Source organism: Pseudomonas sp. TWRC1-2 (assembly GCF_049896685.1).
GTDB lineage: Bacteria > Pseudomonadota > Gammaproteobacteria > Pseudomonadales > Pseudomonadaceae > Aquipseudomonas.
Genome location: NZ_JAFCUU010000011.1, coordinates 1 through 21,954, shown reverse-complemented (window position 1 = coordinate 21,954; position 21,954 = coordinate 1). Strand labels below are relative to the sequence as shown.

The window sequence follows — 21,954 nt, the reverse complement described above, 5'->3', positions numbered from 1 at the left end:
GATTCAGCCGACGATAAACGTCTGACCGGTCTGCAAGCCTTCTACGCTTTTGGCGTAGGCCAGTGCCACGTCGGCACCCGGAGCCGGTTTGTAACCGCGGAAATACGGGGCATAGCTGCCCATGGCTTCCAGCAGAACGGTCGGGCTCACGGCGTTGACGCGCAGGCCGCGTGGCAATTCGATCGCCGCGGCTTTGACGAAGGCGTCAATTGCGCCATTGACCAATGCGGCCGAGGCGCCGGTACGGATCGGGTCACGGTTGAGGATGCCGCTGGTGAAAGTGAACGAGGCGCCATCGTTGGCATATTCGCGGCCGATCAGCAGCAGGTTGACCTGGCCCATCAGCTTGTCGCGCAGGCCCAGTTCAAAATCGCTTTCGCTCATTTCACCCAGCGCCACGAAATTCACGCTACCGGCCGCGCAGATCAGGGCATCGAACTTGCCGGTCTGTTCAAACAGCTTGCGGATCGACGCGCTGTCACTGATATCCACCTGAAAGTCGCCGCGTGTGCGACCGATGCTGATCACGTCGTGACGCTGAGCCAGTTCTGCCTTGACTGCCGAGCCGACCGTGCCGCTGGCGCCAATCAATAGAATTTTCATCGTGCTGTTCCTCCACGGGTAAGTGAAGGTTCAGTCTAGTGTGGCTTTTCAGGTGGATAAACGTGCTAATAGGCAACCTTTGGTTTTCAAATGGAAACAATCCATGAGCGAGATGGATGACCTGGCGGCCTTTGCCGTTCTGATCGAAGCCGGCAGTTTCACCCTGGCGGCCGAGCAACTGGGGTGCAGCAAGGGCCAGTTGTCCAAGCGTATCAGCCAGTTGGAGGCGCAGTTTTGCGTGGTGTTGCTGCACCGCACCACCCGCAAGCTCAGCCTGACCGCAGCCGGTGCAGCGCTGTTGCCCCAGGCTCAGGCGTTGGTGGTCCAAGTGGAACGCGCCCGTCAGGCATTGGCGCGGCTCAAGGACGATTTGGCCGGGCCTGTGCGTATGACGGTTCCGGTGTCGTTGGGAGAAACCTTCTTCGATGGCTTGCTGCTGGAGTTCTCCAAACAGTACCCCCAGGTGCAGATCGAACTGGAATTGAACAACCGGTATCGAGACCTGGCGCGGGATGGGTTTGACTTGGGCGTGCGTTCCGGCGCCATCGAAAACGAGCGCCTGGTGGCCAAACCGCTGCTGGCCTGGCATGAAATGACCTGCGCCAGCCCGGCCTACCTGGAGCAACACGGCGAGCCGCTGACCCCGGCAGACCTGGCAACGCACACCTGCCTGCTCAACAGCCACTACAGCGGGCGTGAAGAATGGCTGTATCACCAGCAGCACGAACTGCTGCGAGTAAGGGTCAGTGGCACCTTTGCCTCCAACCATTACAACCTGTTGAAAAAGGCCGCACTGGTGGGCGCCGGGATCGCCCGCCTGCCGTCCTACGTGTTACCCGCGGAACTGGCTGACGGGAGATTGCGCTGGCTCCTGCGCGATTATCAGACGCGGAGCATGCCGATGTACCTGGTTCACCCGTATCAGGGTGGTTTGCCGCGTCGCACCCAGGTGCTGGCCGATTACCTGGTGGATTGGTTCAAGCGCGGCGGCGAGGCCCTGGACCGTCTTCAGCGGTAGCGGCGTGCAATCAAATGGTCGATGGACAGGCAGCCCGGGCCCTTGGCGACCAACAGCAGCAGCACGGTGATCCAAGTGCCGTGGGTCGGGTAGGCGTCCGGGTAAACGAAGAGTTGAATGGTCAACGTCATGCCGATCAGGGCCAGCGCTGAAAACCGCGTGGCAAAGCCCACCAGGATCAGCACCGGGAAGAAATGCTCGGCAAACGCCGCCATGTGCGCGGCAACTTCCGGTGACAGCAAGGGCACGTGGTATTCACTGCGAAACAGCGGCAGTGTGGACGCCGCAAGACGCGGCTCGCCGAATTGGAACGTGCCGCTGATCAAGTCGATGGCAAAGCCCTCGACCTTGGTCTGCCCGGATTTCCAGAACACCGCCGCAATGGAAAATCGTGCGAGAAAGGCGATCAGGCTGTAGGGGATTTTCTCGAACAGTGCGATGACCCGATTGACCAGACTCGAAGGGAATGTGTTCATGGCAATACCTTTTGTTCGAGGTGCAAATGAGTGATGGCGTCGTGGCTGATCAACAGGGCCAGGCATTGGTTCAGGTCGAACTGCGCCGACGCTTCAAGCGCGTGCTGCACCGCCGTCTCCAGTGCCGCGCCGTGATTCAGGCTGTCGATGAACGCCACCGAGCCGCTGTCGATGGCGAATACCTTGACCGCCAAGCCTTGGCGTAACACCAGCGCGCTTTGGGCGTGCCAGGGATTCAGGGTGGCCAGGCCACCTTCGGTCTGGTGCGCAGCCCATACCGCCACTACCGCGTAGGCGCTATTCAAGGTGGCCAGGGATGGATGCAGATGCAGGCGCAGGTTGCCCAGGTCTGTCTGGCCTTGCAGCGTTTGGAGAATGGCTTGCTGGTCCAGCGGCTGGGTGTCTGCCGCGTGATAGGCGCGAACCCGCAAGCGCTCGAGCCTTGCGACGTCAGCCAGGTAGGGCACGCTGGCCGCCGGCTCAAAGGCCTGAATAAACCCTGCGAACGCGCTGCCGTATTCGCTCATCAGCGGGCTGGTGGGCGGGCATGCCTGTACAAACAGGCCGGCCATGGCGCGAAAAAACTCATCGCCGACCAACTGCAAGGTCACCGGGTAAGCGGTCGCCAACGCGTGGATCAACGCGCTGTGGACATTGTTGCGATACACCGCAAAACGGCTGGCCGGGTCGGCGCCATTGCGGCTGAACAGGCCGTCGGGGCACGCCAGGTCGGGATCGATCAAGGCGTCGGCAAACGCAGCGTGATGGCTCATACGTTCACCTGCGACAGATGCCAGTCGGCGTGTTGAGCTTCGGCATGCAGCACACTGAACGCAGGCACCTGGTTATCCCGCTCGATCAGCGTGGCCATTGGGCCCGTGCGCGTGAGTACCTGTTCGTATAACTGCCATACCGCGTTATCGATGGGCGCGCCATGGTCGTCGATCAACAGGCGATCGCCCAGGCTGTCAGTGTCTTCGGCAAAACCCGCCAGATGTATCTCCCCAACGGCGTGTAATGGCAGCGCGTCGATGTAGGAAAGCGGCTCGCGCTGGTGATTGATGCACGACACATAAACGTTGTTGACGTCCAGCAGCAGGCCGCAGCCCGTGCGGCGGATAACCTCGCTGATGAAGTCCGTTTCGTCCAGGGTGGAGCGCTCGAATTGCAGATAGGTCGATGGATTTTCCAGCAGCATCGGCCGCTTGAGCGTGCTTTGCACCTGATCGATGTGCTCGCACACCCGGTTCAGTGTGGCGGCGTCGTAGGCCAGGGGCAGCAAGTCATTGAGAAACACCGGGCCGTGGCTCGACCAGGCCAGGTGTTCGGAAAACGAGTGGGGTTGATAGCGTTCGATCAGCAAGGCCAACCGTGCCAGGTGCTCACGGTTGAGCGGGCCTTCGCCGCCGATGGACAGGCCCACGCCGTGCAGTGACAGCGGGTACTGCTCGCGGATCAACCCCAGGTAATGATGGAACGGCCCGCCGGCCACCATGTAGTTTTCGGCGTGCACTTCAAAAAAACCGATATCGGGCGAGGTATCGAGCACTTCAATAAAGTGCTCGTTCTTCAGCCCCAGCCCGGCCCGATAGGGGAGGCCGGGCACCTGAGCCGGTGAGACCGTGTGTTGGGGTAAAAGCGTCATCATCAGTACTCAGGCTGCGGGCTGTTTCAGGACTTGGCGGTGAAGGCGGCTGCCTGGCCGAAACCGGTCGGCGAGGTGGAGCTTGGGGTTTTAGCGCAAGTGCCGGCCGGGACCAGTTTCCAGGCATTGGCCTGGTCTTTGACTTTCGAGGTGCCGGCGCAGGAAGTGCCGGCGCCCGCAGCGCAATCGTTCTTGCCGGCTTCAGCGACGCCGAAGCATTTGTCCATCTTGGCGTCGTCGGCGTGGGCCATGTTGGACATTGCGGACAGGCTCAGAGCAGAGCCGAGGGCCAGGATCAGGGTAGCGGCGGACAGTTTAGTGGTCATGGTGTAACTCCTGCGGTGGGTTGAGGTAGCGAGCTTGATTGCCTGCTTACTCCACTAGAGGCGGCAGGGCGAATTTCGTTACAAGTCCGACGACAATAATTTCAAGAAACGCAAAATTTAAGCGTCACACAAAGCAAATGTGGGAGCGGGCTTGCTCGCGAATGCAGGGCGTCAGTCGATAGAAACTTAACTGAGACACCGCATTCGCGAGCAAGCCCGCTCCCACATTTAGATCCAGTTCATACAGCAACCGGATGGTATTAGCCCCCGAGGTAAGCCTCCCGTACCTTCGGATCCGTGAGCAACTGCTCACCTGTGCCCTGCATCACCACCCGGCCGTTTTCCAGCACGTAGGCGCGGTCGGCGATTTTCAGCGCCTGGTTGGCGTTTTGCTCGACCAGGAACACCGTTACACCGTCCTTGCGCAGCTGTTCGATGATGTCGAAGATCTGCTGGATGATGATCGGGGCCAGGCCCAGGGACGGTTCGTCCAACAGCAACAGCTTGGGCTTGCTCATCAGCGCACGGCCAATGGCGAGCATTTGCTGCTCGCCGCCGGACATGGTGCCGCCGCGCTGGCTGAAGCGTTCCTTGAGCCTGGGGAACAGGTGCAACACCTTGTCCATCTGCTCCTGGTAGTCGCCCTTGTCGGTGAAGAACCCGCCCATGGCCAGGTTCTCCTCGACGGTCAGGCGCGAGAACACGCGGCGGCCTTCGGGCACCACTGCAATGCTCTTGCGCATGATCTGCGAGGACTGTTGCCCCACCAGCTCTTCACCCATGTAGCGGATGCTGCCGCTGTGGGCCTGCGGCGAACCGCACAAAGTCATCAACAAGGTGGATTTGCCGGCGCCGTTGGCACCGATCAGCGTGACGATTTCACCTTGGCGCACTTCCACGTTGACGCTGTGCAGGGCCTGGATCTTGCCGTAAAAAGTGGAAACGTTTTCGAATTGCAGCATTTTACGCTTCCCCCAAATAGGCTTTGATCACTTCAGGATTGTCGCGGATCTGTTCCGGTGTCCCGTCGGCCAGCGGCGTGCCCTGGTTGATCACCACGATGTGGTCGGAAATGCTCATGACCAGTTTCATGTCGTGTTCGATCAACAGCACAGTGGCGTTGTTTTCCTCACGCAACACGCTGATCAGCGCCTTGAGGTCCTCGGTTTCCTTGGGGTTCAGGCCGGCAGCCGGTTCGTCGAGCATGAGGATCCGCGGGCGGGTCATCATGCAGCGGGCGATTTCCAGGCGACGTTGCTGACCGTAGGCCAGGGTGCCGGCAGGGCGGTTGGCAAACTCGGTGAGGTTGACCTTGTCCAGCCAGTATTCGGCGTATTCCATGGCCTCGCGCTCGCTCTTGCGGAACGCCGGGGTCTTGAACAGGCCAGCAAAGAAGTTGGTGTTCAGGTGGCGATGCTGGGCAATCAACAGGTTCTCGACCGCCGTCATGTCCTTGAACAACCGCACGTTCTGGAAGGTGCGTACCACGCCCTTGCGGGCGATCTCGTGGCCGGCCAGGCCCTGGATCGGCTGGCCGTCCAGCAGGATGCTGCCACCGCTCGGCTTGTAGAAGCCGGTAAGGCAGTTGAACACCGTGGTTTTGCCGGCGCCGTTGGGGCCGATCAGCGCCACCACCTGTTTTTCTTTCACGGTCAGGGCCACGCCGTTGACCGCCAGCAAACCGCCGAAGCGCATGCTCAAGTTTTCGACTTTCAGGATCTCGCGGCTCATTTGCGCAGCTCCATGTGTGGGCGTTGCATCGGCAGCAGACCTTGGGGACGCCAAATCATCATCAGCACCATCATGGCGCCGAACATCAACATGCGGTATTCGCTGAACTCTCGCATCATCTCCGGCAGCAGGATCATTACGATGGCCGCCAGGATCACGCCCAGCTGCGAGCCCATGCCACCCAGTACGACGATGGCGAGGATGATCGCCGACTCGATAAAGGTGAACGACTCCGGGGTCACCAGGCCTTGGCGCGCCGCAAAGAAGCTGCCGGCGAAACCGGCGAATGTTGCCCCGAGGGTGAAGGCCGAAAGTTTGATGACGGTCGGGTTCATGCCTAACGCTCGGCAGGCGATCTCATCTTCGCGCAACGCTTCCCACGCCCGCCCGATCGGCATGCGCAGCAGACGGTTGATCACGAACAGTGCCGCCAGCGCCAGCAACAGGGCCACCAGGTACAGGAACACCACTTTGCTCACCGGGTTGTAGTCGATCCCGAAGTACTCGTGGAAAGTCTGCATGCCCTCGGCGGCGGTGCGGTCGAACGACAGCCCGAAGAACGTCGGCTTGGGGATGCTGCTGATGCCGTTGGGGCCGCCGGTGATATCGGTGAGGTTACGCAGGAACAGTCGGATGATTTCACCGAAGCCCAGGGTCACGATTGCCAGGTAGTCACCACGCAGGCGCAGCACCGGGAAGCCCAGCAGGAAGCCGAACGTGGCCGCCGCCATACCCGCCAGCGGCAGGCAGATCCAGAAGCCCCAGCCCAGGTAATGCGAAAGCAACGCGTAGGTGTAGGCACCCACGGCGTAGAAGCCCACATACCCCAGGTCGAGCAGGCCGGCCAGGCCCACCACGATGTTCAGGCCCAGGCCCAGCAGCACGTAGATCAGGATCAGCGTCGCGATATCCACCGCGCCGCGTGAGCCGAAGAACGGCCAGATCAGCGCGGCCACGATCAGGCCGATGATGATGTAGCGCTGGGTGCGCGGCAGGGTCAGGAACTGGCTGACCTTGGGCGATACCAATGGCCCACGGTTGCCCTTGAACAACGCACCGACCTGCTGGGTGAACAGCACGCGCAGGAACATCAGCACCGAGCACAGGGCGATGATGGTCAGGGTGACGGGACCGGTGCCATGCACTTCCAGGTTGATGCCGACAATGCTCAGCTTGAGGCCGAGTACCGGAAAGGCCACGGCCCATACCAGCAAGGCGCTGAAAAACGCCGATTTAAGATATCTGCTCATACTTTCTCAACCTCCGGACGGCCCAGAATGCCGGTCGGACGGAACAACAGCACCAGAACCAACAGGCCGAACGCCACCACATCCTTGTATTGGTCGCCGAAAATATCGGCGCCAAAGGCTTCAGCCACGCCCAGCACCAGCCCGCCGAGCATGGCGCCCGGAATACTGCCGATGCCGCCCAGAACCGCCGCGGTAAAGGCCTTGAGGCCTACCAGGAAACCGGCGTTGGGGTTGATCACGCCGTACTGCATGCTCAGCAGCACCGCCGCGACGGCCGCCAGCGCAGCACCGATGACGAAGGTCAGGGCAATGATGTTGTTGGTGTTGATGCCCAGCAGGTTGGCCATCTTGATGTCTTCGGCGCAGGCCCGGCAGGCGCGCCCCAGACGGGAGCGGGAAATGAACAGCGTCAGGCCCAGCATCGCCACCAGCGTGACGACGAACACCAGGATCTGCATGTAGGAAATCAGCACTTCTTGTGCGCCACCTGGGCCGAAGGAGATGCTCCCCGGGATCAGGTTGGGAATGGACTTGTCCTTGGAGTCCTGGGACAGCAATACAGTGTTCTGCAGGAATATCGACATGCCGATGGCGGAAATCAGCGGGATCAAACGGTTGCTGCCACGCAAGGGACGATAGGCAACCCGCTCGATGCTGTAGCCGTAGGCACTGGTTACAACAATCGACGCGATAAACGCGGCGGTCATCAACAGCGGCAGGGAGTGGATACCCATCATGGCCAGCCCGGCAAGGGCGATGAAGGCCACGTAGGAACCAATCATGTACACCTCGCCATGGGCGAAGTTGATCATTCCAATGATGCCGTAAACCATTGTGTAGCCAATGGCTATCAAGGCATAGGTGCTGCCAATGGTCAGGCCATTAACCAGCTGTTGGAAAAAATGATAGATCTCAGGCATTACAGCGCTCCTAAAAACCCGATACGCATTTCACTGGTGGAGTCATGTTCCGGCCCTGCGCTGTGTTCTATGAGCACATTTGCACAAAGCGTTTGCCAGCGAACCGCTGGTGACGGTTTTAAGATTTTCAGGTGAGCCAGCGCCCGGATCGCGGGTGACAGGCCCATAAACCTCGTAAAACAAAGCCCACTGCTCTCACAGTGGGCTTGTTGACCAGTAACGCCTGGCTTACTGAGGGGAAACTTCGGTTTTTGGTTTACCGAAGTGCCATTGGTAGACCACGAACTTGAAGTCCTTCAGGTCGCCCTTGGCGTCAAAGCTCAGGTCGCCAGTAGGGGTCTTGAAAGTGCCTGCGTGGATGGCAGCTGCCACCTTGGCGGTGTCTTCGCTCTTCGCGGCAGCGATACCGCCGGCGATGACTTCAACCGCAGAGTAAGCCGGGAACACGAACGGACCGGTTGGGTCCTGTTTGTTCTTGGCGAACTCTTCAACAATGGCTTTGTTGGCAGGGTCGGTGTCGAAGGATTTAGGCAGGGTTACCAGCAGGCCTTCGGAAGCGTCCTGGGCAATTTGCGAGATGGAGTCGTTGCCGACGCCTTCCGGGCCCATGAACTTGGCGTTCAGGCCTTTTTCCTTGGCTTGGCGCAGGATCAGGCCCAGCTCTGGGTGGTAGCCGCCGTAATAGACGAAGTCGACGTTGGCTTGCTTGAGCTTCTGGATGATCGAGGAGAAGTCTTTATCGCCGGCGTTCAGGCCTTCGAAGACAGCGACTTTCACGCCTTTCTTCTCAAGGGTCTGTTTAACGGCAGTCGCGATGCCTTCACCGTATTGCTGTTTGTCGTGCAGTACGGCAACTACCTTAGGCTTCACGAAGTCGGCGATGTAGTTGCCGGCTGCCGGGCCCTGGGCGCTGTCCAGGCCGATGGTACGGAATACCAGTTTATAACCACGGGCGGTGATTTCCGGGCTGGTAGCCGCCGGAGTGATCATGATCACGCCTTCGTCTTCGTAGATGTCGGTTGCTGGCTGAGTGGAGCTGGAGCAAAGGTGACCGACCACGAACTTGACGCCGTCGTTGACCACTTTGTTGGCTACGGCAACGGCTTGTTTCGGATCGCAAGCGTCGTCGTATTCTTTGGCTTCAAGCATTTTGCCGTCGACGCCGCCCTTGGCGTTGATGTCGGCGATTGCCTGCTTGGCACCCATGAATTGCATGTCGCCGTATTGCGTCACAGGGCCGGTTTTTGGACCTGCGATACCGATCTTGATGGTGTCGGCTGCGAACGAATGGCCGGCAACCCCAGCCAGGACCATAGCGGCAAACAGTTTGGAAATCTGCTTAGTAGCCTTATTCATAGTGCTCCACTCTTACTGTTGTATTTTTTATAGTTCTAGCGGCCTTGTGAGCTGCAGAACCGGATCAGATATCTCGGATATCCCCCCGGCATTGCCCTGGCAACTGTACCGGTACAGTGTAGAGCGCCGGTTGATCGCTTGAAAAGCTGGCTGCTGGGGGCAAACGCCGGGGGTGTCGCTTTAATGAAAGAAAAAGACAGAATTGCGGCGGGGTGATGCCAGAGTTTCAGGCAATCCTTGGCTTTCCTGACACTTTCGTTCGGTGCCTCATTTGCAACTGGGTTTTTCTGCCTGACGCCTGACGCTATGATTGTGCCGATTTTTTATTCAGGTGAATTCCCATGACGCAAGAACCTAGCACCCTCTATGCCAAGCTGCTCGGTGAAACCGCCGAAATTTCCTGGAAGGAGCTCGAGCCGTTCTTTGCCAAGGGTGCCCTATTGTGGGTCGACGCCGGCCTGGATTTGATCGAAGCCGCCGAGGGGATGGCCGAGGATAACCGTGACAAAGTCGCTGCATGGCTGGCTGCAGGGAGCCTTGGCGAGGTGTCTGCGACGCGGGCATTGGACCTGGTCGAGAGGGATCCAAGCCTGTGGGCGGTGGTGGTTTCGCCGTGGATTCTGATCCAGGAAAGGGCGGCGTAAGAAACGGATGCGCTAAAAAGGTGCACTGCTCGGTCCCCTGCAAGTGTGTAGCGGAGTAACCGCCGGCGCCGTGATGGCACCTTGCCGTAGAGAAAGGTCACAGGTGAGGGTGACGTGCGCGTCACGGGAACAGTTGTGCGCGGGGCCGAAGGCTCAAGGAATTGTTTCTGGGTGTGGCAGGGATCAGGATTTTGCTTGTCTGGCAGACCGCTATTGCGGGCAAGCCAGCTCCCATATTTGACATGCATTCCAAGTGGGGGAGCAGGCTTGCCTGCGATGGCCGCGACTCGGTCTATGCAGTCTTGCCAGTATGGTGATTCAACGAAATAACCTTGGTCTTCCCCATCCGATGAGCAACGCCACGTGGACGTTGATGAACCGCTCGTTCGTCGGCCTTCTTCAGGCAAATGATGGCTAAATGCCAAATATTCGGCGTTAACGAATTGGCCTGACGATCGAAGGTGGGCCGATACGGCCTGTGACAAGGTCTTTTGGCGGCGTGGTGTCTTTGCTGCCTTCCACGCTGAAAGGGTAGAGCGGGTTACGCATCTGGATGCCCTGGATCACGCCAACCACATCGCTCAAAGGCACCGCTGGGCTCAGCAGGTAGCCCTGAATGAAGTCACAGCCATGGTTGAGCAGCAGTTCGAATTGCGCCTGGGTTTCCACGCCTTCGGTGACAACGTGCAGGTGCAGCGTGTGAGCCATGCCGATAATCGCCTGGACGATCTCGATATCGGCAGTCGATTTGGGAATGTCCTGGATAAAGGAACGGTCGATCTTCAGCGTGTTGAGCGGCAGGCGCTTGAGATAAGCCAGTGACGAGTAGCCAGTGCCGAAGTCATCAATCGCCAGCGACACGCCCAGTGCCCGGATTTGCCGCAACAGCGCGAGCGTGCTGCTGATGTTGCCCATCAGGGCGTTTTCGGTGACTTCCAACTCCAGGCGTCCGGCGGCGATGCCGGCGAAGCGCAGGGCGTCTTCGATTTCATCCGCCAGTTCGTCACGCGCCAGGTTGAGGGCCGAGCAGTTCACGGCCATGGTCAGCTCGGTATAGCCGCGGTCAGACAGCAGGCTCAAATCGTGGCATGCCTGGCGTAATACCCAGTGGTCCAGTTCGGCAATCAGCCCGTTGCTTTCGGCAATGGCGATAAACCGGTCCGGCGCCAGCAGCCCGTGTTGCGGGTGTTGCCAGCGCACCAGGGCTTCCAGGCGGGTAACCTTGCCGAGTTTCATGTCGAAGATCGGCTGATAAAACAGGACCAGCTGGTTGCGCGTGCGCAGGGCGGCGCGCAGCTCTTCTTCCAGTTGCAGTTCGAGAAACGCGCGGGTTTTGAGGTTGGAACTGAAAAAGTTCAGGCTGTTGCGCCCGGTGTCTTTGGATTGGTAAAGCGCCAGGTCGGCGGTTTTCAGCAGCTCCTCACAGGTCAGGCCGTCATCGGGAAACAGGCTGATGCCGATGCTGGTGGTCATCACCATGCGCCGGCCGGCCAGCTCAATCGGCTCTTTCATCTTCTGCATGATGCGCTGCGCCATATGCCGCGCTTCGTCGCGATGGTGAATGCTGATCAGGATGCAGAATTCATCGCCGCCAAAGCGCGCGACCACATCGTCATGGCTGCGCACCGACCCTTTGATATGCCCGGCCAACACAGTGAGTAACTGGTCGCCGGCATCATGCCCAAGGCTGTCGTTGATGCGCTTGAAGTGGTCGATATCGAGGAAGATCACCGCCATCATGCCGTGGCTTGCAGTTTTTTCGGCGACTTTCTCCGCGAAAATCTGATTGAAACCGCGACGGTTGAGCAGGGTGGTCAGCGCATCAAAATGCGCGACCTGTTGCAGCGAGGCGCGGGCCTGGTCCAGTTCGCTGAGCAGCGCATTGACCCGGCGCAGGTCGCGTTCCTTGTGCTGCAGTTTTTTGTCGGCCAGTGCTGCACTGACGCTGCTGCCAATCACCAACAGGGTGATCACGGCCACGGATAAGCCAAGCTGAATGGGGTTGTTGTCCAGCGGCAATGCGAGGTCCGCGCCGCTGGGCACCAGCATTTGCATGGCAGCCATGCCGGTGAAGTGCATGCTCAGGATGCCGGCGCCCAGCACCAGGCTGGCGGCGTATTTGAGCAATTGATGGAACACCCCGGTGCCGTTGCGCAGGTAGCACGACAGCAGCAACGCGGCCAGGCTGGCGCCAATGGCGATGCCCACCGACGCCAAAAACAGCCCCGAGTCGAAGTACACCTGGGCCTGGGAGCGCATGGCCGACATGCCGACGTAGTGCATCAAGGCAATGCCCAGCCCCATCCATACCGATGCCAGCAGGTATTGATGAAAGCGCAAATGAGCGTGACTGAGGGTTTGCATGGCAAACAACGAGGCAATCAGGGCGATCACCAGCGAGGCGAACGTCATGAGCAGTTCGTAATGGATGGCAATAGGTGCCTGAAAGGCCAGCATGCTGATGAAGTGAGTCGACCAGATGCCGCCTGCCAGGCATCCCGCCCCCAGCCAGCGCCAGTGGCGGCGGGCAGTAGGGTCTTCCACGTGGCCGACGCGCTCGGCCATGTCCAAGGTTCCGAACCCTGCTGCACAAGCGACCAGATACGCCAGCAGCACCAGAAAGGGGTTATGACTGCAATTGAGTAATAAATGCCCGTTATCTGGAAGCTCGGTAAAAAAATACATACCTCGCCATTCCATAGCATGTCCCGTCAAAGTCAGTACGTCATTGCCTACAGCAATGGCTTATGACCTCGAGTATAGAAGCCTTGCGGGATTTGCCAGGAATAATGGCACTTTGCTCTGAATGATTTTGGCATGCTCGCCATAGCGTTTGCTGCTAAGCGCTGATCGGCAGGTCGAACTCGAAAGGCGCCTCGAGGGGCGGCAAGCCAAAGGCGGCGCGTGCCGTGTCGCAATCGACGTTGTGTTCGCCCTGGCTCCACGACGCGTCGAACTCGCGACACGGGCTCGAACGCTGCTCATAGATCGTGCAACGGGTGCCTTTGCCGACTTCCCCCTCAAGGCTGCAGCAACGCGCGGGTTTCTGGTCGGTGCCGATCATCGCCACGCGCGTGGGATTGATCTGCACCACCAGGTCATCGGGCACGGTGCCCCCCGATGAGGCGCACTCACCCCAGAAGAAAGACACACGAAAGTGTGAACAGCAGGCACCGCAACTCAGACACGGACTGGCTTCGGACATGGGCGTCATCGATAAGAAAAGTAGGATGTGGGTGTTACGGAAGGCTCGCCATTCTATCCTTGGCGTTGCCGTTGGGAAGGGGGGCGTGAACTTATATTTTTGTAGGCGAAGTCCCGTGATACCGGGCGAAATCATGCCCTATCAGCGTTACGAATCATTACAGACAACCGGCACCTGCCTGACTATGTTGCAGGTACCGGGCAGGATGCATCGGGCATCGCAGCTCTCATAACAATAAAAGAGACGGACCCATGCAGAACTCGACCCAAGCGGCGAATGCCTGGCGCATTCTGTTCCTGCTGTTCCTGGCCAATTTGTTCAATTTCTTCGACCGCACCATCCCCGCGATCATCATCGAACCCATTCGTATGGAATGGCACCTGAGCGACTTTCAGCTCGGCATCATCGGCACCGCCTTCACCATCGTCTACGCCATTGCCGGTTTGCCGCTGGGGCGTATGGCCGACACCGGTTCGCGCAGCAAACTGATGGGCTGGGGCTTGTTTGCCTGGAGCGGGCTGACCGCACTCAACGGCATGGTCGGCAGTTTCTGGACCTTCCTGTTGGTGCGCATGGGCATCGGCATTGGCGAAGCCAGCTATGCGCCGGCGGCCAACTCACTGATCGGCGACCTGTTTCCCGCCCACCGCCGCGCCCGCGCCATGGGTATTTTCATGCTCGGCCTGCCGTTGGGCCTGCTGCTGGCGTTCTTCACCATCGGCGCGATGGTCAAGGCGTTCGACAGCTGGCGCGCGCCGTTCTTTATCGCCGCCGTGCCGGGGCTGATCCTCGCCGTGTTCATGTTCTATATCAAGGAACCCAAGCGCGGCGCGGCCGAAACCGTGCAGGTCTCGCAGGAGCGCGTCGATCGCCCGATCCGCCGCGTGCTGGCGGTGCCGACCTTCCTGTGGCTGGTGCTGGCCGGGCTGTGCTTCAACTTTGCCACCTATGCGTGCAACTCGTTTCTGGTGCCGATGTTGCAGCGCTATTTCCTGATGCCGTTGCAGGAGGCGGCGGTTGCCACTGGCGTAATCGTGGGCATCACCGGCCTGGTGGGCCTGACATTGGGCGGCTGGATTGCCGACAAGATCCATCAGCGAATCGCCAATGGCCGACTGTTGTTCGCTGCCTGCAGCTTGATCATCTCCACCGTCACCACCGCGTGGGCGTTGCACGCCGGACGCATCGAGATTGGTGTGTTTGTGGCGCTGTTCAGTGTGGGCTGGCTGTTTGCCTACAACTTCTATACCTGCGTGTACACCGCCATTCAGGACGTGGTTGAGCCGCGCCTGCGGGCCACGGCGATGGCGCTGTTCTTCGCCGGGTTGTACCTGTTGGGCGGCGGCATGGGACCGATTGTGGTGGGCGGGCTGTCTGATCACTTTGCCCATTCGGCGATGTATGCCGATGGAGCGGCGCAGATGACCGAGGCTTATAAGGCGGTGGGGCTGCACGACGCCATGTACCTGATTCCAGTGGCGCTGTTTTTGACCTTGCTGTTTCTGTTTCAGGCGTCGCGCAGTTTTGTGCGTGATGCCAAGCGCATGAAGGATGGGTTGGGGGCGGTGGAGGTGCCGGCTGCGGCGGCTACCGCTTGATACCGAGTTGACCCTATCGCAGGCAAGCCAGCTCCCACATTTGAAGGTATTCACACATCAAAATGTGGGAGCGGGCTTGCCCGCGATGAGGCCCTCAAGTCAAACAAAAAAAGGCCCGCATTGCGCGGGCCTTCTTCTTAACAGGGCAGGGCGGTAATCAACCCGCCACCAGCACCCGAATCGCTTCCAGTCGCAGCGCCGCTTTGTCGAGCATGGCCAAACCTTGCTCGCGTTGCTGACGCAGGGCCACCAGCTCGCTGTCACGCACGGTCGGGTTGACCGCTTGCAACGCGGTCAGGCGCGCCAGCTCTTCGTCGGTGTCCGCTGCCAGGCGGCGCTTGGCCTCGGCCACTCGCTCGGCGTGGCGCGGGGTGATCTTCTCTTCACCGGCATTGATGCGCGGCGTGAGTTGGTCACGCTGAGCCTGCACGAACTTGTTGGCGCTGGCGCGTGGCACGCTTTCGAGCTGGTCGTTCAGGGTTTCAAACGACACGCGGCCGGACAGGTCATTGCCATTGGCGTCCAGCAGGCAGCGCAAGGCCGCCGGTGGCAAGTAGCGGCCCAGTTGCAAGGAGCGCGGCGCAACCACTTCACTCACGTACAGCAATTCGAGCAACACGGTGCCCGGCTTGAGCGCCTTGTTCTTGATCAGCGCCACGGCGGTGTTGCCCATCGAGCCGGACAGCACCAGGTCCATGCCGCCCTGCACCATCGGGTGTTCCCAGGTGATGAACTGCATGTCTTCGCGCGACAGCGCCTGGTTACGGTCGTAGGTGATGGTCACACCTTCGTCGTCGCCCAGCGGGAAGCTGGCGTCGAGCATTTTTTCGCTGGGCTTCAAGATCAGCGCGTTTTCCGAATGGTCTTCGCTGTCGATGCCAAAGGCGTCGAACAGGGTTTCCATGTAGATCGGCAGGGCGAACTGGTCGTCTTGCTCCAGGATGTCCTCGACCAGCGCATCACCTTCACCCGCGCCGCCGGAGTTGAGTTCCAGCAGGCGGTCGCGACCAGTGTGCAGCTCTTGCTCCAGACGCTCGCGCTCGGCGCGGGCCTCGTCGATCAGGGCTTGCCACTCGCCATCGTCGGCGTTTTCCAGCAACGGCAGCAGGCGCGGGCCGAACTGATGTTGCAGGGCGTTGCCGGTCGGGCAGGTGTTGAGGAACGCGTTCAGCGCTTCGTGGTACCACTGGAACAGACGCTCTTGCGGGCTGGTTTCCAGGTACGGCACGTGCAATTCGATCACGTGCTTCTGACCGATCCGGTCCAGACGCCCGATCCGCTGTTCCAGCAGGTCAGGGTGGGACGGCAGGTCGAACAGCACCAAGTGGTGGGAGAACTGGAAGTTGCGGCCTTCACTGCCGATTTCCGAGCAGATCAGCACCTGGGCGCCGAACTCTTCGTCGGCGAAGTAAGCGGCGGCGCGGTCACGCTCGAGGATGTTCATGCCCTCGTGGAACACCGTGGCCGGAATGCCGGAACGCACGCGCAGGGCGTCTTCCAGGTCCATGGCGGTTTCGGCGTGGGCGCAGATCACCAGCACTTTGGTGCGCTTGAGCATTTTCAGCTGGTCGATCAGCCACTCCACGCGTGGGTCGAAGCGCCACCAGCGGTTTTCTTCATCCACGTCCGGCTGCGACTGGAAGCTGACTTCCGGGTACAGCTCGGCGTGTTCGCCCAGCGGCAACTCGAGGTATTCGTCCGGGTTCGGCAGCGGGTAGGCGTGCAGTTTGCGCTCCGGGAAACCTTGCACGGCAGCCCGGGTGTTACGGAACAGCACGCGGCCAGTGCCGTGGCGGTCAAGCAGCTCACGCACCAGGCGCGCACTGGCTTCGGTGTCGCCATCGTTGACGGCGGTGAGCAGCGCTTCACCTTCGTCGCCGAGGAAACCCTGGATGGTCTTGTGTGCGGTCGGCGACAGGCGGCCTTTGTCCAGCAGCTCCTGCACGGCTTCGGCCACCGGGCGATAGTTTTCGCTTTCGGCGCGGAAGGCGTGCAGGTCGTGGAAGCGGTTCGGGTCCAGCAGGCGCAGGCGCGCAAAGTGGCTGTCCTGGCCCAGTTGTTCCGGGGTGGCGGTCAGCAGCAGCACGCCAGGAATCACCTCGGCAAGTTGCTCGACCAGCGAATACTCCGGGCTGGCCTTGTCTTCATGCCAGACCAGGTGGTGGGCTTCGTCGACCACCAGCAAGTCCCAGCCGGCCGCGAACAGTGCGTCCTGGGCCTTCTCGTCGTCCACCAGCCATTCCAGGGCCACCAGCGCGAGCTGGGTGTCTTCGAATGGGTTGGTGGCATCGCTTTCGATGAAGCGTTCTTCGTCGAACAGCGCAACCTGCAGGTTGAAGCGGCGGCGCATTTCCACCAGCCACTGGTGCTGCAGGTTTTCCGGTACCAGGATCAGCACCCGGCTGGCGCGGCCGGAAAGCAGCTGGCGATGGATCACCAGGCCGGCTTCGATGGTCTTGCCCAGGCCCACTTCGTCAGCCAGCAATACCCGCGGCGCGATACGGTCAGCGACTTCACGGGCGATGTGCAGTTGGTGAGCAATAGGTTGCGCACGCACGCCACCCAAGCCCCACAGTGAGGACTGCAGTTGGCGGCTGGTGTGTTCCAGGGTGTGGTAACGCAGCGAGAACCAGGCCAGCGGATCGATCTGGCCGGCGAACAGACGGTCGCTGGCCAGGCGGAACTGGATGAAGTTGGACAGTTGGGTTTCCGGCAGGGTGACCTGCTCGTTCTGCCCATTGAGGCCGTGGTAAACCAGCAGGCCATCGACGTCGTCGACTTCCTGTACGGTCATTTTCCAGCCTTCGAAATGGGTGATGGAATCACCCGGCGAAAACCTCACGCGAGTGAGGGGCGCATTCCGTAGCGCATACTGACGAGTGTCGCCAGTGGCCGGATAGAGCACGGTCAACAAGCGGCCGTCCTGTGCCAGAACGGTGCCTAACCCCAGCTCTGCTTCGCTGTCACTAATCCAGCGTTGCCCCGGTTGATACTGCTGCGCCATGCTGCCTGACTCCCGCCGTGAAAAAGCCGACTATCTTAACGGAACAAGGCCCTCAGCCAAAGGACTCTGACAAAAACTACTCCGTTAACGCGCGGGTTCGAAAGCTGGATCGACGGGTGGCGGGCACTTGCGAGTGTCGACTGGGTCACAGCTTGGCGAGCTTGAGCTCAAGTCGCCCTGCAACCCGCCGACAGCCTGTTGATCAGGAGAATAATTATTATGCTGCCACCCATGCTGCCCGTCAGCGTTGTGCCGGTTACGTCGCAACTTGACCCGGTGCGTCAGAAGCCGGATATCCCGCCCGTGGTGCCAGTGCAAGCGGGCTCTAACGAAAGCACGATCGACCTGAAAAAGGGCGATGCCGAGCAGTCAACCTTGCTGCTGCGCGAGGAACAACGCCGCCAGCAGGAACAGCAGAAGCGCCGGCGAGAAGCCGACGAAGACCCCGAAGCACACCTGGCGATCCCCGGCGATGTGCTCAACGCCGACAACACCGTGCCAGTGGTGCCGCTGATCGAAGATGCGCCGCGCCAGGGCCTGTGGGTGGACGTCGAGGTTTAGTCACGCAATTCGCGTAGCGCGGTGATCAGCCGTTCAATGTCATGTTCGGTGTTGAGCGGGCTGACCGACACCCGCGCAACGCTCGTCAGCCCTCGCGCCTGCATGTCCAGCGGCGTGTAGGCCACACCATTTGCGCCGATGTTGATTCGTTTCAACCCCAGGCGTCGTTTGAGCTCGAAGGCGTCCCAGCCTGCGAGGTTGAAGGCGATCAGTCCTGAGTGCGCCGTGCCCAGGTCGTGCAGGGAAACCCCCGGCAACTGACGCAATGCGTCACGTGATCGCTCACTGAGTTGTAAGACCCTTTCCCACGTGTGCTCCACGCCCAGTCGATTCACCTCCTGCAACGCATTGCCCAAGCCAGCCAACAAGGCAAAAGACACCTCGCTGGTTTCAAAGCGCCGGGCGTCATCGCGCAGGTCGAAGCCTTCGGCGGTCCAGGGTGCGGAAAACACATCGCGCTGGGCGGGATTGAGCTGCGAGAGAAAATCCGGTCGCACATACAGTAACGCCGTGCCGCGGGGCCCACGCAGGTGTTTACGGCCGGCCGACTTGAGCACATCGCAGTGCAGCGCCTGCACATCCACCGGCAGTTGGCCGACCGCTTGGCCGGCGTCGATGAAATAGGGAATGGCGTGACGCCTGGCCACTGCGCCGATCGCCTGGGCAGGGTTGATCAGGCCGCCGTTGGCCGGCAACCAGGTCAAGTCGATCAGCTTGACTCTGGCATCAATCATCGACTCCAGCGCCACCGGGCAGACTGCGCCGGTTTCATCGCAGGGAATGACTTCTATCCGTGCGCCGGCTTGCACCGCCTGTTGCATGCTCGCCAGGTTGCCGCCCCATTCGTGGCGGCCGACCAGAATGCGCTCGCCAGGTTGCCATGGGCCCAAGGCCTGGAAGGCCATGCTCCAGGCGCTTGAGCCGCTGCTGGCAAACGCGATAGACGAGGTCGGCGCATTGAGCAATTGCGCGGCTGCGCGCCGGGCTTTTTCTACCAGCACTTCACCCTGCTCGCCGGCCTCCATCGGGCCGTCGCGGGCTTCGCGTTGCAACTGGTCGATGATTGCGTCCAGCGTGGCCTGGCTGGGCAGCGAGGCACCCGCGTGGTTAAAGTGCACGATGCCCGACTGGCAGCCGGGTGTTGCGTCGCGCAGCTGCTGAACTTCGAGCGGGCTCACGGCTGCAACTCGAAAATCGCATCAACCTCCACCGCCACGCCGGCCGGCAGGCTGGACACCCCGACGGCAGTCCGCACATGCCGGCCTTTGTCACCCAGGGCGTTGACCACCAGGTTCGATGCGCCGTTGGCGACCACGCTTTGGCGCTGGAAGTCGCCGCTGCTGGCAATGAACACACCCAGGCGCAGAATGCGCACCACGCGCGACAGGTCATCACCGACGGCATCGCTCAATTGCCCCAATAGACCCAGCGCCGCCAACTCTGCCGCCTGGGCGCCTTCTTCATCGCTGAGGGTTTCGCCTAACCGGCCGATGTAGGCGGGTTTGCCATCGATCATGGGAATTTGCCCAGAGATAAACAGCTGGTTCTGGCTGATCACATGGCTGATGTAGTTGGCCGCCGGCTGGCTGGGCGTTGGCAGCGTCAGGCCAAGGGCTTGCACGCGTTGGCGAAGGGAGTCGTGCATGTTGAATCCTCTAGGGGCAAGAAGGTTTCAGCATGTTGGCTGGGCCGTCGGGCGACAAACGGATAGATCTCACCTGACGTATCGAAAAAACTCACGCGTCGCGGCAGGCGTCCTTCAACCACTGGCTGAAGCATTCGGCCGCGTCGCTGGCGGGGCCTTGGGGCGCGATCAGCCAGTAGCCGATTTCGCTGTGATAGGGCGGCCAGTCGAAGGCTTCCACCAGGCTGCCGTCCTGCAGCTTGCGCTCGATCAAACGGTGCCGGCCCATGGCGATGCCCTGGCCGGCCACAGCCGCTTCGACCACGATGTTGTAGTCGTGCAGCATCACGCGGGGGTGGTGCTCGAGGTCGACGTGATAATGCGCGGACCAATCTGTCCATTCGAAGGGCCGGTGCGAGGTTGCCATCAATAACGCGCCGTTGTGCAGTGGGCCGGCCTTGAAGGCCGGGCTGCACACCGGCGAGATCACTTCGGGCATCAGGCGGGTGGCTTGTACATCCGGCCAATCGCCTTTGCCATAGCGGATGGCCAGATCCACCTCGGCCGCGGCGACGTTGGCCAATTGAATCGCCGGCAGCAACTCGACCTGGATATGCGGGTAACGGTTGAGAAAGCCGGCCAGGCGTGGGGCCAGCCACAGGGTGGCGAAGGATGCCAGCAGGCCGACGCGTAGCACGGTGGTAGTGGGCGCTGTTTTTTGCGCGCGCGTGGCGGCGGCGATGGCGTCGAGGGCGGGGCGGATTTCGGCGTAGTAACGTTGGCCGTCGGCGGTCAGGTCAATCGCGCGGGTGCGTCGGATAAACAGCGGTTTGCCCAAATGCTGTTCGAGTTTGTGCACCTGGTGGCTCAAGGCACTTTGGGTGACCGACAGCTCGTTCGCCGCCTTGATGAAACTCAAGTGCCGCGCGACGGCTTCGAAGGCGCGCAGGGCCAGCAGCGGCGGAAGGTCCTTGTGCAGTGCCACCTGAGTGCGCCTCCGGGGTCGAGTGGAAAGGGCCGATTTTGGGCGATGCCCTGCATTTTGTCGCCCGCTGATTTGCCGTTGAGCGGGGGAGACCGCATTATTGAGCCATTCCCGCCACGACGTAAGCCAAGCCATGAGTGATGACGACAAGCTGATTGACCTGAATGCCGAACGCGCCAAACGCGTGCATGACCTTAATGACAAGCGCCTGAATGAAGTGCGCCAGGCGTTTGAGCAAGCGATGCCACTTGGCAACGTTAAGAAAAAGTCGAAGAACAAGCCGAAAAAACGTTGAAACAACCTGCATCTGTTGATGCAGGTCAGTTATTGCCTTTCTTTACGCCCCGTTGCGGGCGACATTGATCCCCGTCAATTTTCCCATCCGCCTTCTCCATTAACTTAGCCCTATCGCAACAGGGCACGTGCAGGAGGCCGGTCATGTTTTTCGATAATGTGGTGTTTGCCGGAGTGTTGACTGTCAGCCTAATGGTGTTGTTTTTTGTAGGATTTGGAATTTTTATCTGGAAGGACGCTAATAAGCGTAAAGAACCGTAAGTTCTTCTGGGTTATATGAGCACGCAAGGCATTTTGGGCGACTTCGGTCGCCCTTTTTTTTGGCTGCGGTTTTAGGGTGTATATCCGTTGCTGCGGTCACTGCTTCGTATGGTTCCGCTCTTACAGTGGGTCACTTTTGGCAAACGCCCGGAATGCCGGCCCAGCTAAAAGTAACCAAAAGGTCTTTGCCCCCACCACTCGGTGCCTCGCTTCGGCCAGCGTAGTTAACGGGGCCTGTCAGATCACAAGCAAGAGCAAAAGCAAAAGCAAGGCGGCCTGGTAGCTCACCTGAGTGGTAGAAGCAAAAGCGGATCAAAAGCATAGCAACACACCTCTATCTGATGCACTGAGCTCCAAATGTGGGAGCGGGGGGGGGGGGGGGGGGGGGGGGGGGGGGGGGGGGGGGGGGGGGGGGGGGGGCCCCCCCCCCCCCCCCCCCCCCCCCCCCCCACC

General features: G+C 60.5%; 22 protein-coding genes. 6 read left to right on the top strand and 16 right to left on the bottom strand.

The window, feature by feature from the left end:
• Positions 1-3: 3 nt before the first annotated feature.
• The gene (locus tag ACP7B3_RS26015; protein ID WP_262209249.1) at positions 4-603 is read right to left on the bottom strand and encodes a short chain dehydrogenase; all 600 of its coding nucleotides are present in this window, start codon (positions 601-603) and stop codon (positions 4-6) included.
• Between the two features lie 103 nt (positions 604-706).
• Between ACP7B3_RS26015 and ACP7B3_RS26010 the strand changes: the two genes are divergently transcribed.
• Positions 707-1,621 (top strand): LysR family transcriptional regulator, encoded by a 915-nt coding sequence (locus ACP7B3_RS26010; protein ID WP_426181900.1) that lies wholly within the window; start codon positions 707-709, stop codon positions 1,619-1,621.
• Here the strand turns inward: ACP7B3_RS26010 and ACP7B3_RS26005 are convergent.
• The 9 genes from ACP7B3_RS26005 to ACP7B3_RS25965 form a co-directional block, all read right to left on the bottom strand.
• The gene (locus ACP7B3_RS26005; protein WP_145161998.1) at positions 1,612-2,097 is read right to left on the bottom strand and encodes a DoxX family protein; all 486 of its coding nucleotides are present in this window, start codon (positions 2,095-2,097) and stop codon (positions 1,612-1,614) included. The two genes, ACP7B3_RS26010 and ACP7B3_RS26005, sit on opposite strands and share 10 nt — an antisense overlap.
• Positions 2,094-2,870: a putative DNA-binding domain-containing protein gene (locus ACP7B3_RS26000; protein ID WP_426181895.1), complete on the bottom strand. Its 777-nt coding sequence runs from the start codon at positions 2,868-2,870 to the stop codon at positions 2,094-2,096. Before ACP7B3_RS26000 ends, ACP7B3_RS26005 begins: the two co-directional genes overlap by 4 nt.
• On the bottom strand, positions 2,867-3,745 hold the full coding sequence (locus tag ACP7B3_RS25995) for a DUF692 domain-containing protein (RefSeq protein ID WP_242194227.1): 879 nt from the start codon (positions 3,743-3,745) through the stop codon (positions 2,867-2,869). The genes ACP7B3_RS26000 and ACP7B3_RS25995 overlap by 4 nt, the downstream gene beginning before the upstream one ends.
• A 23-nt stretch (positions 3,746-3,768) precedes the next feature.
• Complete coding sequence (locus ACP7B3_RS25990) at positions 3,769-4,068, bottom strand: BufA1 family periplasmic bufferin-type metallophore (protein WP_145162006.1); 300 nt, start codon at positions 4,066-4,068, stop codon at positions 3,769-3,771.
• 260 nt (positions 4,069-4,328) lie between these two features.
• Complete coding sequence (locus tag ACP7B3_RS25985) at positions 4,329-5,030, bottom strand: ABC transporter ATP-binding protein (protein ID WP_010212366.1); 702 nt, start codon at positions 5,028-5,030, stop codon at positions 4,329-4,331.
• 1 nt (position 5,031) lies between these two features.
• The gene (gene livG / locus ACP7B3_RS25980) at positions 5,032-5,799 is read right to left on the bottom strand and encodes a high-affinity branched-chain amino acid ABC transporter ATP-binding protein LivG (RefSeq protein WP_016975067.1); all 768 of its coding nucleotides are present in this window, start codon (positions 5,797-5,799) and stop codon (positions 5,032-5,034) included.
• Positions 5,796-7,049 (bottom strand): high-affinity branched-chain amino acid ABC transporter permease LivM, encoded by a 1,254-nt coding sequence (locus ACP7B3_RS25975; protein WP_064451210.1) that lies wholly within the window; start codon positions 7,047-7,049, stop codon positions 5,796-5,798. The genes livG and ACP7B3_RS25975 overlap by 4 nt, the downstream gene beginning before the upstream one ends.
• On the bottom strand, positions 7,046-7,969 hold the full coding sequence (livH, locus tag ACP7B3_RS25970; protein ID WP_106577104.1) for a high-affinity branched-chain amino acid ABC transporter permease LivH: 924 nt from the start codon (positions 7,967-7,969) through the stop codon (positions 7,046-7,048). The genes ACP7B3_RS25975 and livH overlap by 4 nt, the downstream gene beginning before the upstream one ends.
• A gap of 228 nt (positions 7,970-8,197) precedes the next feature.
• Positions 8,198-9,325 carry a branched-chain amino acid ABC transporter substrate-binding protein gene (locus tag ACP7B3_RS25965; RefSeq protein WP_145162009.1) on the bottom strand — a complete coding sequence of 376 codons (1,128 nt, stop codon included), beginning with the start codon at positions 9,323-9,325 and terminating at the stop codon, positions 8,198-8,200.
• Positions 9,326-9,666: 341 nt separating this feature from the next.
• Between ACP7B3_RS25965 and ACP7B3_RS25960 the strand changes: the two genes are divergently transcribed.
• Positions 9,667-9,969 carry a DUF2288 domain-containing protein gene (locus tag ACP7B3_RS25960; protein ID WP_017530446.1) on the top strand — a complete coding sequence of 101 codons (303 nt, stop codon included), beginning with the start codon at positions 9,667-9,669 and terminating at the stop codon, positions 9,967-9,969.
• 435 nt (positions 9,970-10,404) lie between these two features.
• Here the strand turns inward: ACP7B3_RS25960 and ACP7B3_RS25955 are convergent, their stop codons facing one another.
• Positions 10,405-12,669: a putative bifunctional diguanylate cyclase/phosphodiesterase gene (locus ACP7B3_RS25955; protein WP_426181889.1), complete on the bottom strand. Its 2,265-nt coding sequence runs from the start codon at positions 12,667-12,669 to the stop codon at positions 10,405-10,407.
• A gap of 139 nt (positions 12,670-12,808) precedes the next feature.
• Positions 12,809-13,174: a YkgJ family cysteine cluster protein gene (locus ACP7B3_RS25950; protein ID WP_426181886.1), complete on the bottom strand. Its 366-nt coding sequence runs from the start codon at positions 13,172-13,174 to the stop codon at positions 12,809-12,811.
• 251 nt (positions 13,175-13,425) lie between these two features.
• Between ACP7B3_RS25950 and ACP7B3_RS25945 the strand changes: the two genes are divergently transcribed.
• On the top strand, positions 13,426-14,772 hold the full coding sequence (locus tag ACP7B3_RS25945; protein WP_426181883.1) for a spinster family MFS transporter: 1,347 nt from the start codon (positions 13,426-13,428) through the stop codon (positions 14,770-14,772).
• 157 nt (positions 14,773-14,929) lie between these two features.
• Here ACP7B3_RS25945 and rapA read toward each other — a convergent pair whose 3' ends face one another.
• Positions 14,930-17,776, bottom strand: a complete 2,847-nt coding sequence (gene rapA / locus ACP7B3_RS25940) for an RNA polymerase-associated protein RapA (RefSeq protein ID WP_145162022.1) — start codon at positions 17,774-17,776, stop codon at positions 14,930-14,932.
• A gap of 219 nt (positions 17,777-17,995) precedes the next feature.
• Between rapA and ACP7B3_RS25935 the strand changes: the two genes are divergently transcribed.
• Entirely contained in the window at positions 17,996-18,337 is a 342-nt protein-coding gene (locus tag ACP7B3_RS25935) for an aspartate-semialdehyde dehydrogenase (protein ID WP_145162025.1), read from the top strand.
• Here ACP7B3_RS25935 and ACP7B3_RS25930 read toward each other — a convergent pair.
• The 3 genes from ACP7B3_RS25930 to ACP7B3_RS25920 form a co-directional block, all read right to left on the bottom strand.
• Positions 18,334-19,515 (bottom strand): aminotransferase class V-fold PLP-dependent enzyme, encoded by a 1,182-nt coding sequence (locus tag ACP7B3_RS25930; RefSeq protein ID WP_426181879.1) that lies wholly within the window; start codon positions 19,513-19,515, stop codon positions 18,334-18,336. The genes ACP7B3_RS25935 and ACP7B3_RS25930 overlap by 4 nt on opposite strands.
• Complete coding sequence (locus ACP7B3_RS25925; RefSeq protein WP_426181876.1) at positions 19,512-19,982, bottom strand: RidA family protein; 471 nt, start codon at positions 19,980-19,982, stop codon at positions 19,512-19,514. The genes ACP7B3_RS25930 and ACP7B3_RS25925 overlap by 4 nt, the downstream gene beginning before the upstream one ends.
• Before the next feature lie 91 nt (positions 19,983-20,073).
• Positions 20,074-20,946 carry a LysR substrate-binding domain-containing protein gene (locus tag ACP7B3_RS25920; protein ID WP_426181873.1) on the bottom strand — a complete coding sequence of 291 codons (873 nt, stop codon included), beginning with the start codon at positions 20,944-20,946 and terminating at the stop codon, positions 20,074-20,076.
• Between the two features lie 100 nt (positions 20,947-21,046).
• Here ACP7B3_RS25920 and ACP7B3_RS25915 point away from each other — a divergent pair, with 100 nt between their 5' ends.
• Both ACP7B3_RS25915 and ccoM read left to right on the top strand, forming a co-directional pair.
• Positions 21,047-21,241, top strand: a complete 195-nt coding sequence (locus ACP7B3_RS25915) for a hypothetical protein (protein WP_426182121.1) — start codon at positions 21,047-21,049, stop codon at positions 21,239-21,241.
• A gap of 143 nt (positions 21,242-21,384) precedes the next feature.
• Positions 21,385-21,501, top strand: a complete 117-nt coding sequence (gene ccoM, locus ACP7B3_RS25910) for a cytochrome c oxidase subunit CcoM (protein WP_017137226.1) — start codon at positions 21,385-21,387, stop codon at positions 21,499-21,501.
• Positions 21,502-21,954 lie beyond the last annotated feature (453 nt).